Here is a 14,020-nt window from a genome sequence, read left to right as displayed (position 1 = left end):
CTGCTCCTCGCCCGGCTGCTCGCCGGCTTGCTCCAACGTTCGACTTCTCATCGGCTCAGCCTCGCTCACTCGCGAACACCTCCTGGGAGATCGGCAGGGACGCGTGGACCCGGAAGCCGCCCTCGGGGCGCGGACCGGCCTCGAACCTGCCGCCGAACAGCGCGGCACGCTCGCGCATGCCGATGAGACCGTTACCCGTCGACAGCCCGGACGAGGCCCCACCGCCACCGCCGCCGTCCAGGACCTCCAGCTCCACCGAGTCGGAGTGGTAGGAGATCGTGATCCGGATCTCGGACTCGCCCGCGTGCTTGACCGCGTTGGTGAGGGCTTCCTGCACGATGCGGTAGGCCGACAGGTCCAGCCCCGGCGCGAGCCGTACCGGCTCGCCCCGGACATCGAGCCCGATCCGCAGCCCCGAGGAGACGAGCATGCTCACCGTGCCGGTCAGCTGCTCCAGGCCGGGTTGCGGGATGGCCTCGTCGAGCGGCATGCGCAGCGCGCCGAGCATGACGCGCAGTTCCTCGACGGCCTCGCGGCCCATCCGCTCGATGCCGAGCAGCGCCTCGTTCTCCCCGCCCTGCGTACGGCGGAGCACCCCGGCCTGCATGACCATCATGCTGACGCTGTGCGCGACCACGTCGTGCAGCTCGCGGGCGATGCGGACCCGCTCGTCGGCGACGGCCTGGGCGGCCTGGCGTTCCCTGTCGCGTTCCACCTGGACGGCGTGCTCGGCCAGGCGGCGGGCGCGTTCGGCGTAGGCGCGCACGGCGAGACCGGTGAGGTAGGCGGCGCCGAAGACGACGGTCAGGAAGATGGCCTCCTCGAAGGGAAGCCAGCGGTGGTCGACGGCACCGGAGTCGAAGACCAGGACCCCGGCCACACCCCAGGCCAGACCGGGCTTGAACGGGAGCTCGGCGCCGACCGTGTGAAAGACGATCAGCAGGGAGGCCAGCTGCCAGACCTGGCACTGCTCGTAGCCCTGCCGGTGCCAGGCGTACTGGGCGAGGATCATCAGGATGAAGGTCGCGACCGGTGCCTTGCGCCGGAACCACACCAGCACGCCGGTGACAAGTGCCTGGCCGATCCACCACAGTTCGGGCGTCTCGGTCGCACCGTACTCGGTGGCGACGGTGAAGGCCTCCAACGTGCCCAGAGCGACGATCGCGCAGCCGATCAGCAGATCGGGTCTCGGCACCGTGCGGAGGTGCCGTGAGATCGGCACCGTGCGGAGGTGCCGAGCGAGGGGGAAGGGAACCGCCATGCGGGGAGACTAAACCCTCGCGTCCTCATTGCATATGGGACAAAACACCCAAACAAGCCGCTTGCAAGTGGGTCACAAGTCACGACGCCCGGAAGGACACGCTTCGCACGAACCGGTTGGCCAGCGCGTCGTCGCACCCGCCGGGCGCGCAGAAGTAGATCATAAGCGCGGGTTCGTCCGGCCGCTCCGCCGCCCACCCCGTGAAGTCGAGCCGGCCACCACGCTGCGGGTCCGTGATCGACCCCTCCAGCCGCACGGCGGGCTGCCCGCCCACCCGCACCTGGACCACCTCCGAGAAGACGTTGACCGTACCAGGCAGCGAAGACTGCAGGGTCTCCTGCAGCTGCCGTGCCCCGCTGCGTGGATCGAGCGTGTCCAGAGTCTGCGCGTAGATGCCCGTGGCCTCTTCCGGCGCGCTCTTGATGATCTCGTTCACGGCCGCCCAGTCGGCGGTCACCGGCGTGCGGAACAGCGCCTGGAACTCCTCCACCCTCGGCGAGGCCATCACGAACACGTCCGCGTGCGGGCGCAGGTCCCAGTCGCCGGGATGCTCGAACGCGATCGGCACGGCGGCCGAACCCTGGTAGGGCACCCACTCGTCACCGCCCCGCAGGACCGTCGCGAGCACCGCGACCAGCGCGATGATCGCCACGATCGCGGCTCCCGCGCCGACGAGGATGCCCCGGCCCCCGGACCTGGGCTCTTTCTTTTCCTTCTCCTTCTTCTCCGCCGCCTTCTTCTCCGCCTGAGTGCTCTTCTCCGCCCGAGTGCCCGGGGCGAGCTGGTAGGCGTGGCCGCTGATCGCGTCACGCAACTCGGCGACGAACTGCGTGCAGGTGTCGTAGCGCTGCTCGGGCGACTTGGCCAGTGCCCGCATCATGACGCCGTCGACCTCCAGCGGGAGCTCGGGGCGCAGCGTGCTGAGTGGTGTGGGCACCTCGGCCAGGTGGGCCCACAACAGCGCAATCTCGTTGTCGCGCTGGAACGGCAGCCGCCCGGCCAGCGCCTCGTAGAGCACGCAGGCCAGGCCGTACTGGTCGCAGCGGCCGTCGATGTGCTCCTTGTTGATCTGCTCGGGTGACATGTAGCGGGGAGTGCCGATGAACTGGTCGGTCTGGGTCAGCCCGGAGATCGAGGTGCGGTGCTTGGTGATGCCGAAGTCGGTGAGGTAGGCGTGGTCGCCCTCGGTGTGACCGGCGATCAGGATGTTGGCGGGCTTGACGTCGCGGTGGATCAGGTCGTGCGCGTGCGCGGTGTCCAGCGCGGCGGCCACCTGGGCGAAGATCCGGTTGACCTGGCTGATCGGCATCGGTCCCCGGTCGTAGAAGAGACGGCGCAGGTCGGGTCCGTCGACATAGCGCATCGCGATGTAGAGCGTGCCGTCGGCGGCGGAGTCGGCCTCGTAGATCGGGATGATGTTGGGGTGGTCGATGCTCGCGACCGTCCGCGACTCAAGGACGAAGCGCTGGCGGAAGCGGTCGTCCTCACCGAGCAGCGGATTGAGGATCTTCAGCGCCACCCGGCGGTTCAGCCGGGGATCCACCGCGAGGTAGACCACGGCCATGCCGCCCTTGCCGATGATGTCCTCGATGTAGTAACCGGCCACCTCCTGGCCGATCAGTGCTCTCTCGTTCACCGGACTCACATCTCGGCCGGATGGCCGCAGTAGCCGCAGAAGCGATGCGCGGGCCCCAGCCGCATCCCACAGGCGGTGCAGTATTTCTGGACGGCCGCCTCCGCCGGTCTGACCCCGGTCCCGGGATCTCGCGCGACCAGCACGGGCTGGCCGGGCGAGGGGGAGGACGCCTTGGGCAGCGGGGGGAAGGACCGGCCGACGACGACCGTGGCGTCGGCCCCCTCGTCGAAGGCCGGGCGCTGCGGCGTGGGCGGCACGCCCGGGCTCGGCGTGCCGGCCTTCCCGGAGACGCCCTGCCCGGAGACGCCCTGCCCGGAGACGCCCTTCCCGGAGACGCCCTTCCCGGAGACGCCCTTCCCGGAGACGCCCTTCCCGGGGACGGCCTTCCCGGAGACGGTCTCCCCCGAGCCCGCCTGCCCGGAGACGGTCTCGCCGGATCCGCCTTCCTTCGGCTCCGGCGGCGAACGGCGGCCCCAGAGCAGGAGCGCGCCGGCCACCACGGCCGCCACGAGCACACCGCCCGCCGCGAGGAACGGCCACAGCGGTGGCCCGTCGTCGTGGCCGGCGAACTCTTCCCCAGAGGCCTTCCTGGTCCCCTCGTCCTCGGCGGTGCCGCGTTTCTGCTGGGACGTCCGCAGATGCGCGGCGGCCACGGTGTGCCCCGGATACAGCTCCAGAACGCGCTGGAAGGCGGGCACGGCGTCGCCGTAGTACTTGGTGTGGAAGCGGGTCAGCGCCTGTTCGAAGGCCGCGTCGATCGGGCCGCGCCTGGGCGTGACCTTGGCCTCGGCCAGCGCCTTGGTGATCTCCCGGACGCCGATCATCCGGGCGTCCTTGCCCCCGCCCACCAGCAGCCCGACGACCTCGCCCTTCTTGTCTTCGATCACCGGCCCGCCGAGCAGCCCCCTGTCGACGAGGGCACCCAGCTTCTCCGGCTCGTTGACCTTGTTCTGGGGGTCCTTGAACTGCCGCCCGCCCTCGCCGGCGCCTCCGGCGCGCAGGTGCGCGATGTCCACGGTCTCCGGCAGGTTCACGGCGGGCCGCCCGGTGAACCCGGCGACCGCCACCGGCGAGCCGTCCTTGTCGGGCACCGTGCCCGCGAGCGGCGCGGTGGGCAGCCCCGCGCCGCCGTCGGCGCGCCCGACGGGCATCAGGACGGCCGGGCTGTCCGGCTTGTCACTGGAACTGATGATCTCTGCTTTGAAGCCCTCCTTGTCGGGAGGGGTGATGTTGGGGAAGACCTGGATCTCGGTGGTGACGTCGAAGATGCAGGTCGCCGTGGGCTGCTTGGGCGGGTAGCACTCCTGCAGGTGATGGTTGAGCAGGTCGTCCTTGATCGTGTGCCGCTCGAAGTCGCCGGGGATCTTCACCTTGTGGTGCTCGGCGAAGACCTTGTTGGCGGCGTACACCTCGACGTCCTGAGCGGTCCTGACCACCCGGGTGAGGGTGACGACCGCGCCTTCGGGATTGACGACCGTCCCGGTGCCACTGCCGATCGGCACCTCGTAGGAACGCTCCACATGGACCAGCTCGCCGATGTGGTCCAGCAGGGTGACGTCGACATGCGCCCTCGCCTCGACGCGAACGACCGCCGGGGTCACCAGATCGGTGATCCCGCTCGGATGTTCGTGCGCCAGGGCAGGGACCACCGTGGCGGCCGTCACCACAAGGCCGCCGAGGAGCACCAGAGCCGAGCCGAATCGCCGCATCGCCACTCCCGGAAAGGGTTAGGACAAGCGTGGCAACCGTATTACAGAAGTCAATAGAACAATTGATAGACAAGCGCTTGGTAGGGAAATAACCTGCGGTCCGTGAGCGGGCGAGCCGATGGACACTGCGGCGTTCGCGAATGCGAACGCCGGGCCCCGGGTGAGGAGACCGTATGAACGGGCGAGCCGATGGGCGCGGCGGCGTTCGCGGATGCGGAACCTCGGGCGAGGAGAGCCGGTGAGCCATGCGATCGGGGTCGACGTCGGGGGAACGTTCACGGACGTGGTGCTCAGCGGGCCGGGCGGCGAGATCACCGTCGCCAAGTGCCTGAGCACCCACGACGACCCGGCCGAGGGGATCGTCACGGGCGTCACCGCGGTGCTGGGCCGTACCGCCCCGTCGGCGGTGACCAGGGTCGTGCACGCGACCACGCTGGCCACCAACGCGGTCCTGGAGCGCCGGGGCGGCCGGGTCGCCTACGTCACGACCCGGGGCTTCCGCTCGGCGATCCCCCTCGGCCGGTACGCCCGGGTCGAAGAAGACCGCTACGACCTCCGCTTCGACCCGCCCACGCCGCCGGTCGCGGCCGACGACTGCTTCGAGGTGCCCGAGCGCGTGAACAGCCGCGGCGAGGTGCTCCAGCCGCTGGACGAGGCGGCCGTGGCCCGGGTCGGCGAGGAGATCGTACGGCGGGGCGTCACGGCGGTCGCCGTCTGCCTGCTGCACTCCTACGCCAACCCGTCCCATGAGCAGCGGGTGGCGGAGATCCTCCGAGCCATGGTCCCGACCGTGGTGATCTCCTCGGAGGTCTGGCCGGAGCTGCGCGAATACGAACGGGCGACCACGACCATCATGTCGGCCTACGTCGGGCCGGTGATGGCGGGATATCTGCGGCGGCTGACCGCGCGGCTGGCCGGCATCGGGATCACCGCTCCCGTGCACGTGATGGACTCCGGCGGAGGCGTGATGTCGGCCGAGCTGGCCGCGCGCCGGGCCGTGGCCACGATCGAGTCCGGGCCGGCGGCCGGGGTGCTGGCCGCCGCCGCGACCGGGTATCCGGACGTGATCTCCTTCGACATGGGCGGGACGACGGCCAAGACCTGTGTGATCAGAGGCGGCAGGCCGGAGATCACCCATGAGTTCCACGTCGGCGGCAAGGGCAGCTTCGGCGGTCGCCGCGCCGGGACCGGGGTCCCGGTCAAAACTCCGGCCATCGACCTGGCGGAGGTGGGCGCCGGAGGAGGCAGCATCGCGTGGGTGGATCCCGGCGGCACCCTGCGGGTCGGACCGCGGTCGGCGGGCTCCGAGCCGGGCCCGGCCTGTTACGGTCTCGGCGGCGGCGAGCCGACGGTGACCGACGCCAATCTGGTGCTCGGCTACCTGGATCCCGCCTCTTTCGCCGCCGGGGCGATGCCGTTGTCCAGGGATCTCGCCTGCAAGGCCGTCGATCAGCGCCTGGCCGGGCCCCTGGGGGTGTCCAGGGTCGAGGCCGCGCACGCGGTCCACGAGATCGCCAACGCCTCGATGGGGTCGGCCGTGCACGTGGTCACCGTCCAGCGCGGCATCGACCCCCGAGGGTTCGTCATGGTCGCCTTCGGCGGCGCGGGCCCGATGCACGCGGCCCGGGTCGCCTCCCGCTTCGGCATCTCCACCGTGGTCGTCCCCGCCTACTGCGGCGTCGCCTCGGCGGCCGGGCTCCTGTCCGGCGACCTGTCCACCGACCGCGTCCTGTCCGCCCTGAACGCCGACCCCGACCGGGTCTTCGGCTCCCTCGCCGCGGCCGGCGCCCGCGACCTCGGCGTGAGCCTGGACTCTCCCGGCGTGTCCGTCGCGCGCTCGGCCGACGTCCGCTTCACCGGCCAGGCTCACGAGCTGACCGTTCCGTGGAGCGACTCCCCCGCCGAGGTGGCCGGCCGTTTCTTCGCCAGGTACCGGCAGGTGTACGGCATCGCCCAGGAAGGTCCCACGGAGATCGTCAGCTACCGCGTCCGCGTCACCCGGTCCGCCCACCGCCCCCCGGAACCGGTCAACGGCCCGGCGGCCGCCCCGGTCTCCGCCTCTCCCCCGGCGAGCCGGACGGCCTACTTCCCGGAGCTGGGCGGGTATGTGGAGGTGCCGGTGTTCACCCGGGCGTCCCTCGGGGAGACCGCCGGACCGGCGATCGTCGAGGACGCCGAGTCGACGATCGTCGTTCCGCCGGGGTGGACGGCCCGGCTCGCGGAGACGGCGGCCGTGGTCCTGACGGAGGCCGGCGCATGAACGACACGCTGACCGCGGAGGTGCTGCGCAACGCGCTGGTGGTGGCGGCGGAGGAGGCCAGCATCGTGGTGGTGCGGTCCGCCTACTCGACGTTCATCGTCGAGGGGTCGGACGCGTCGGCGGCGATTCTCGACGCGGGCGGGCGACTGGTCGCCCAGTCGATGGCCACCACGCTCATGAACAGCATGGCCCTCAAGGTCGCGCTGCCGGAACTGCTGGCCGACATCCCGGCCGAGACCATGAGCCCCGGCGACGTGTTCGTGCTCAACGACGCCTACCGGGGCGGCGTGCACACCAACGACCTGCTCGTCTACCGGCCGGTCTTCGTCGAGGGCGTCCCCGCCTACTTCACCGCCACGATGATCCACGTGTCGGACCTCGGCGGCCTGTCGGCGGGCGGCATGGCCCCGCTGGCCACCGACATCTTCCTGGAGGGCCTGCAGCTTCCGCCGATCCGACTGGCCACGGCGCGGGGCGTCGAGAGCGCGGTCGAGGCGATCCTGCGGGCCAACAGCCGCACCCCGGACAAGGTCATGGGCGACGTGCGGGCGCTCATCGCGGGCACCGCGGTCGCCGCCGCCAGGATCGAGGCACTGGCCTCCGAGTACGGCCCGGCCGGGCTCGCCCGGGGCATCGACGACTACCTCGACCACACCGAGGCGAGAACCCGCGCGGCCCTGGCCGAACTCCCCGAAGGCCGCTACGAGGCCTCCTACCTGATCGACGACGACGGCATCGACACCGGCACCTCGCACACGGTCAAGGTCGCGATCACCTTGAGGCCGGGCGCGGGGGCCGTGCTGGACTTCGACGGCACCGGCCCCCAGGTCCCCGCGGCGATCAACTCCTCGTCGTCGCAGTCGCTGGCCGCCGCGGTGTTCGCGCTGCGCTGTTTCCTGGACCCGGCGATCGCGATGAACGACGGCTGCCTGCGGGCGATCGAGGTACGGCTGCCGCCCGGATCGCTGCTGAACGCCCGCTCCCCCTACCCCTGCGGCGGCCGGTTCGTCCCCGTCTACGCGGCGATGGAGGCGATCTTCCAGGCGCTGTCGGACGCGATGCCCGACCGTGCCATCGCCGCCAGCGGGATCCTGCAGCCCTTCTCCATCGCGGCTGTGCGGGCGCCGTACTGGATCCACCTGTCCTACGACTTCGGCGGGGTCGGCGCCCGCCAGGGCAAGGACGGGCCGGACGCGACGGGTGTCCACTTCGGCCTCGGCCGCAACTCCGTCCCCCAGGCGGAACCGATCGAGACCCGCTGCCCGCTGATCGTCGAGTCGGTGGAGATCGTCCCCGACTCCGGCGGTCCCGGCCGCCACCGCGGCGGCCTGGGCTCCCGGACGGTGATCCGCTTCCTGGCCGACGCCCACGTCACCACGCGTGGCGACCGGCTGCGCAACGCCCCGCCCGGCCGTTCGGGCGGCCTGCCGGGGCGGCTCGGCGGCTTCTACCGGCGACGCCCGGACGGCACTCTGGAACGTCTCGCCTCGAAGGTCAACAACGTCTGTTTCACCGCTGGAGAGGCGTTCGTCATCGAGACGACGGGCGGCGGGGGCATCGGCTCGCCGTACGACCGTCCGGTCGAGGAGATCGAGGCCGACCTCAGGGCGGGCAGGATCACCGCCCGGGGTGCCCTGGCCGACTACGGTGCCACCGTGCGGGAGGACGGCTCGGTCGTGCGGCAGGAAGGATGAGGCCGGGTCAGGCGCGAGGGCGCAGAAGGGTGGCCGGATCGAAGCTGACCTCGAAGGGGGCGAACAGCGTCGCGACCTTCCCCGCCTCGTGTTTCTCCGCCGGTTTGTAATCGTCACCGGCGAGCTCGTGAACATGGAGGGATGGCCCGTCATCGAGCTCGACGCGCCAGTAAAGGGGGACGCCCGCCGCCGCGTAGGCGGACCTCTTCATGTGCCTGTCACGCGCCTGGGTGGTCGGGCTGACCAGTTCGACCGCCAGCAGGATGTCGGTCGGCCGGAACATCAGCTCCGTCTCGTCGACGACCTCCGCCGGCACCACGACGAGATCGGGGATGAAGAAATCACGGGGCCCCACTCGGAGATTGACCTCCGGAAGCGGCTCAAACTCCGGCGGCGCGGCATCCTCGAGGATCCTCAGAAGACGTGCGATCGCACGCTGGTGCAGGGGGGTGGGTGATGGGCTCACCAGTAGGCTCCCGTTGAAGAGCTCGTAGCGGTTCCCGTCATCGGGAAACTTGAGCAGGTCGTCGACGGTGAACGGCGGCTCTCCTGGAAGAACCGTCCGCCTGGTCGTCGGCTCTGTCGTCGCCATCGCGGTCACCCACTCAGTATCGGGAGTCTCGCCTTCGCTCACATGCTACTTCCGACAATTCCCTGACTTTCAGTAGTCGACCCATCACGATTCATCCAGTCACGGGCGCCTCGCCGTACCGCGTCGTGGACGGCGCGGGCGATGCGGGCACCCCACATCGAGCGCGGACCGCCGAAGAGCTCCTCGGGGCCCTCCTCCCGTACGGCCACGCAGACCGCGTCGGAGGCGGTGCCCGTGCAGGGGAAACCCTCCTCGACCAACGCCTGGGTCTTCGCCTCGGTCACGGTCATGACCGCGTTGACCAGGGCGGCGTCGCTCATCGCGACCGGGACGGCGACAATGATGTTGATCGTCCCGGGGACGTACATGGGCGCGAGCTCGGGATCGGCGACGCCGTCGGGGGCGGCCGCCCAGGTGGGGACCCGCAGGCCGACGGTCGCCGCCGCCTCCACTCCCCCGTCGACCGCCCGGGTGAACCGGTCCACCGAGGCCGCGGTCAGCATGCCGACGCCGGGTCCCGGCGGGGCCATCTCCAGCAGGTGGTCCACCGGGTCCATCCGCGAGTAGCCGCCGACCACCTGGGCGTTGAGCGCCCATTCGGCCGGGCCGATGCCGCCGCCGACCATGGCCGAGGAGATCGCCCGCCAGCCGGGGCCGAACCTCCACAACAGCGAGGCCAGCCGGGCCCCGTCCTCGACGCGGTGGCTCAGCTCCATGCGCGCTCCCGGCGAGCTCCGGGCCTGTCCCCGAGGCCGGTTCCGGCGTCGTGGCCCGCGTTCAAGGCCGCTCCAGGTGGACTTCGGGCCTGCCGCCGGGGCCGGTCCCGACGCGGACGCGGGCGTCGAAGTGCTCCGCGATCAGCTCGCCGGTCAGCACCTCGGCCGGGGAGCCGGAGGCCGCCACCCGCCCCCCGGCGACCAGCATCATCGAGTCGGCGTACTGACCGGCGACGCTCAGGTCGTGCAGGGTCGTGACCACGGTCAGCCCGTCGGCCAGCCGGAGCCGGTCGACGAGCTCCAGAACCTGCTGCTGATGCCCCAGGTCCAGGGCGGTGGTGGGCTCGTCGAGCAGGAGCACGGGGGCCTGCTGGGTCAGCGCCCTGGCGAGCACGACGCGCTGGCGCTCGCCGCCGGACAGGTGGCCGAGCGTACGGGAGGCGAAGGAGGACAGGTCGAGCCGGTCCAGCACCGACGCGGTCACCTCGCGGTCGTGGCGGCTCTCGCGACCCAGGTAGGGGATGTACGGCGTGCGGCCCAGGAGGGCGTAGTCGAACACGGTCATGTCGACCGGGAGCGCCGGGGCCTGCGGGGCGTAGGCGAGCAGCCGGGCCCGCTCCCTGGGCCTGAGCCGGCGGACCGGCGTGCCGTCGACGAGCACCTCGCCCGAGCAGGGCAGCACCCCGGCGAGCGCCTTGAGCAACGTCGACTTGCCCGCGCCGTTGGCTCCGATGACGGCCAGCCAGTCACCGCCGCCCACCTCGAACTCGACGCCGGACAGCACCGTCCGCCGCTCCAGGACGACCGTGAGGTCCTTCACCCTGACGTGGCTCACCCGGCCTCCCCTGCCCTCGGGCCGAGAGTCTCCGGGGCGGGGGCCTCCGGGGCGGGGGTCTCCGAGGCGAGAGTCTCCGGGACGGGGAAGGGTCTCAAGTCTCCACCCTTCTGGTCATGCGCAGCACGACCACGAAGAACGGCGCGCCGACGAAGGCGGTCACCACACCGATGGGCAGCTCGGCCGGGGCGAGCACGGTCCGGGCGATCAGGTCGGCGAGGACCAGGAAGGCGGCGCCGCCGACGAGCGAGAGCGGGAGCACGATCCGGTAGGACCCTCCGGCCAGGCGGCGGACCACGTGCGGGACCACGATGCCGACGAAGCCGATCAGGCCGCTGACCGCGACGGCCGCGGCGGTGGCCAGGGAGGCGGCGAGCAGCACGACGAGCCTGACCCGCACGACGTTGAGGCCGAGGCTGACCGCCTCGTCGTCACCGACCGAGAGCACGTCGAGCAGCCTGCCGTGGAGCAGCATGACCGTCACCGAGATCACGGCGTAGGGGATGACCAGCTTGACCTGGCTCCAGCCCCCGCCGACATCACCGAGGATCCAGGCGTAGATGCGCTGGAGCTCCTCCACTCTGAGCTGCTGCAGGAAGGTCTGGACGGCGGTGAGGAAGGACGAGACGGCCACGCCCGCGAGGACCAGCGTGGCGGTGCCGCCGCGCCCCGCGACATTGCCCAGCGCGTACGCCAGCAGGACACCGCCGATGGCCCCCGCGAAGGCGGCGACCGGGATGAGAAGCGCGCTGTCCTCGCCCTTCATGAACACGATCGCCGTCGTGGTCGTGAGGCCCGCGCCCGCGGCGGCCCCCAGCAGGTAGGGGTCGGCCAGCGGGTTACGGAACACTCCCTGGTAGGCGGCGCCCGCCGCGGCCAGCAGCCCGCCGACGATCGCGGCGAGCAGGATCCGGGGCAGCCGTATCTCCCACAGCAGGCCCTGCTCGACCGGGGCCAGCCCCGAGTCGGCCGAGACGAACGGCAGCCAGTCGAGCAGCTGCAACGCCACCTTCCCCGGCGCGATGTCCGCCGCGCCGATCAGCAGGGCGGCGAGCATGCTCGCAAGGAGAACGCCCGGCGCCACCAGGGACACCGCCGGGCGGAGCCCGGACGCCGGCCGTACCGGGACACGGGGCGTCTTCACCTAGTTGGTCGCGGCCTTCTGCACGGCGTCGCCGACCTGCTTGGCGAGGTCCACGACGCGCGGGCCCCAGCGGGAGGCGATGTCGTCGTCGAGGGAGATGACCTGGTCGTTCTTGATCGCCGAGAGCTTGGACCAGCCGGGACGCTTGGCGAGGGTGTCCTTGGTCTGGGCGCAGCACTTGGTGTCGGCCAGGAAGATGACGTCCGGGTCGGCCTGGGCGACGAACTCGGCGGAGAGCTTGGGGTAGCCGCCGGCCGCGTCGGGGGCCTTGTCCGCGATGTTGGTCAGGCCGAACAGACCGTAGATCTGGCCGATGAACGTGGTGGACGTGGCCGAGTAGGGCGTGACGTCCAGCTCGTGATAGTAGGTGAGCTTCTTGTCCTTGGGCGCGGTGGCCGCGACCTCCTCGATCTGCTTCCTCATCCCGGCCACGACCTCCTCCGCCTTGGTCTTGTTGCCGGTCGCCGCGCCGAGGTCGACGATCTGGTCGTAGGCCTCGTCGAGCTTGGTGGCGGAGGGCTCCAGAAGCACCGGTACGTTGACCTTGGCCAGCTTGGCCACGATGCCGTCGCTGTCGTTGGAGAGCACGACCAGGTCCGGCTTCTTGGCGATGATCGCCTCGGCGTTCGGCTTGAAGCCGGACAGGTCGGTCTTGGGCGCCTCGGCCGGGTAGTTCGACTGGTCGTCCACCGCGACGACCTGGGCCCCGGCGCCGACGGCGAACAGGCTCTCGGTGGCGGTGGGCGACAGGGAGACGATGCGCTCGGGCTTCTTGGCGATGGAGATCGAGCCGTTTCCGGCCTCGACCGTGACGGGGAAGACCGCCGTCGCGGGAGCCGCGGACGCGGTGGCCGCGCCGGAGGTGGCGGCGCCGGAGGCGGCGGCCGTGCCGGGAGCGGAGGTGGAGTTCTGACCGCATCCGGCCAGGGTCAGCACACCGAGCAGCGCGCCTGCGAAAGCGGTACGTACGGGCCTCAAGCGAGGTCCTTTCAGTTGCCGGAACCGGAAGACCCGCGAAAGGGACGGGTCACCCTTTTCCACGAGGGATGACGACGTCGGCACAGCGGAAGGCGACCTGGCTCGGCCTGTGGAGGACCATGACAGTTGCGGGACAGCGCCGGACTCACACCGGACTTCGCTACGCGCTGCGCGTCAGACAAACGTTATCAATCCCCCCGGACGTCTCGGAGTCAAGGGGTTCGGCCGGCTTCCTCCGCGCTACCCGGGCCGTCCCTCCACCTCACGGGAACCGCTCGTCCGCCTCACGCGAGCTGCTCCTCCGCGGCGGCGATGATCTCCTGAAGACGCAGGCCGTGGGCGGCGTCGAGCGGGTGGCCGCCACGCCGTACGGTCTGGGCGAACTCCGCGAGCATGACCGCGAAGACGTCGGAGCCGAGCCGGCTGCCGTCGATGGACTCCCGTCCCAGGCGGCCGTAGATGTCGACGCTGGAGGGCGGCGTCTCGCCCGGCACGCTCATGCACAGCGAGGCCTCGCTGACCGCGCCGGTCTCGTGCTCCAGGAGCAGACCGGCCCAGCCCCTGGGGTTGCCGTGGGCGCGGACCCCTGTGACCCGGCCGAGCGCGGCGTCCAGCATGTCGATCATGTGCGGGCCGACGTCGAGGATCGCACCGCGCTCCAGCCGCCACGGGGTGGCGAAGTCGCCGCCGAGCATGGATCCGGAGACGTTGGCCGCGCGCCCGCCGAAGGGCTCGATGGCCGACACTCTCGCCAGGAACGACCGGGTGGCCGCCGAGTAGCGCCAGGTGAGAACCATCTGCGAGGCCACGCCCGCCTCGCCGACCGCGTCGGCCAGCCTGCGGGCCCCGTCGAGATCGGCCGCGAGCGGCTTCTCCAGCAGCAGCGCCTTGCCCGCCTTGGCGGCCAGCACGCCGAGCTCGGCCTGTACGGCGGGCGGCACCGAGAACGCGACCGCCTCGCAGTTGTCGAACAGCTCCTCGACGCGTTCGTAGACCGGGACGCCGAACCTGGCGGCCATCTCGGGACGCCGTGCCCACACGCCTGTCAGGCGCGTGTGGGGTCCCGCCGCCAGCATCGGCGCGTGCACCATCTCCGCCCACGGTCCCGCGCCCACCAGACCCACAGATATCGTCACGGACCCAGCTTCTCACGGGTCCGTGCCCGAGGTGGCGTCCCCGGGCCGGTGCGCGACGG

At 71.3% G+C, this 14,020-nt stretch carries 11 protein-coding genes; 2 read left to right on the top strand and 9 right to left on the bottom strand.

Annotated features, from left to right (window positions below):
* Positions 1-55 precede the first annotated feature (55 nt).
* The 3 genes from ACFY2X_RS42015 to ACFY2X_RS42005 form a co-directional block, all read right to left on the bottom strand.
* Entirely contained in the window at positions 56-1,261 is a 1,206-nt protein-coding gene (locus ACFY2X_RS42015; protein WP_389949321.1) for a sensor histidine kinase, read from the bottom strand.
* A 79-nt stretch (positions 1,262-1,340) separates the two neighbouring features.
* Positions 1,341-2,897 carry a serine/threonine-protein kinase gene (locus ACFY2X_RS42010; RefSeq protein ID WP_389949318.1) on the bottom strand — a complete coding sequence of 519 codons (1,557 nt, stop codon included), beginning with the start codon at positions 2,895-2,897 and terminating at the stop codon, positions 1,341-1,343.
* 5 nt (positions 2,898-2,902) lie between these two features.
* Positions 2,903-4,606, bottom strand: a complete 1,704-nt coding sequence (locus ACFY2X_RS42005; RefSeq protein ID WP_389949315.1) for a zinc ribbon domain-containing protein — start codon at positions 4,604-4,606, stop codon at positions 2,903-2,905.
* Positions 4,607-4,844: 238 nt separating this feature from the next.
* Between ACFY2X_RS42005 and ACFY2X_RS42000 the strand changes: the two genes are divergently transcribed.
* Together ACFY2X_RS42000 and ACFY2X_RS41995 are read left to right on the top strand one after the other, a co-directional pair.
* Positions 4,845-6,866, top strand: coding sequence for a hydantoinase/oxoprolinase family protein (locus ACFY2X_RS42000; RefSeq protein WP_389949312.1), 2,022 nt, complete (start codon positions 4,845-4,847; stop codon positions 6,864-6,866).
* Positions 6,863-8,560 (top strand): hydantoinase B/oxoprolinase family protein, encoded by a 1,698-nt coding sequence (locus tag ACFY2X_RS41995; protein ID WP_389949309.1) that lies wholly within the window; start codon positions 6,863-6,865, stop codon positions 8,558-8,560. The genes ACFY2X_RS42000 and ACFY2X_RS41995 overlap by 4 nt, the downstream gene beginning before the upstream one ends.
* 7 nt (positions 8,561-8,567) lie before the next feature.
* Here ACFY2X_RS41995 and ACFY2X_RS41990 read toward each other — a convergent pair whose 3' ends face one another.
* From ACFY2X_RS41990 to ACFY2X_RS41965, 6 genes are all read right to left on the bottom strand, one after another.
* Entirely contained in the window at positions 8,568-9,152 is a 585-nt protein-coding gene (locus tag ACFY2X_RS41990) for a Uma2 family endonuclease (RefSeq protein WP_389949306.1), read from the bottom strand.
* A 38-nt stretch (positions 9,153-9,190) separates the two neighbouring features.
* Complete coding sequence (locus ACFY2X_RS41985; RefSeq protein ID WP_389949303.1) at positions 9,191-9,868, bottom strand: adenosylcobinamide amidohydrolase; 678 nt, start codon at positions 9,866-9,868, stop codon at positions 9,191-9,193.
* Between the two features lie 61 nt (positions 9,869-9,929).
* On the bottom strand, positions 9,930-10,703 hold the full coding sequence (locus tag ACFY2X_RS41980; RefSeq protein ID WP_389949300.1) for an ABC transporter ATP-binding protein: 774 nt from the start codon (positions 10,701-10,703) through the stop codon (positions 9,930-9,932).
* A 94-nt stretch (positions 10,704-10,797) separates the two neighbouring features.
* Positions 10,798-11,760 carry a FecCD family ABC transporter permease gene (locus ACFY2X_RS41975; RefSeq protein WP_389949448.1) on the bottom strand — a complete coding sequence of 321 codons (963 nt, stop codon included), beginning with the start codon at positions 11,758-11,760 and terminating at the stop codon, positions 10,798-10,800.
* 87 nt (positions 11,761-11,847) lie between these two features.
* Positions 11,848-12,825: an ABC transporter substrate-binding protein gene (locus ACFY2X_RS41970; protein ID WP_389949297.1), complete on the bottom strand. Its 978-nt coding sequence runs from the start codon at positions 12,823-12,825 to the stop codon at positions 11,848-11,850.
* A gap of 284 nt (positions 12,826-13,109) precedes the next feature.
* A complete protein-coding gene (locus ACFY2X_RS41965; protein WP_389949294.1) occupies positions 13,110-13,961 on the bottom strand; it encodes a Gfo/Idh/MocA family protein in 852 nt (283 codons plus the stop codon).
* Positions 13,962-14,020 lie beyond the last annotated feature (59 nt).

It is taken from the genome of Streptosporangium sp. NPDC000396, from assembly GCF_042898655.1.
Lineage (GTDB): Bacteria > Actinomycetota > Actinomycetes > Streptosporangiales > Streptosporangiaceae > Streptosporangium.
Note: the sequence above shows the minus strand (reverse complement) of the source record. Positions and strands in the feature narration are given on the sequence as shown.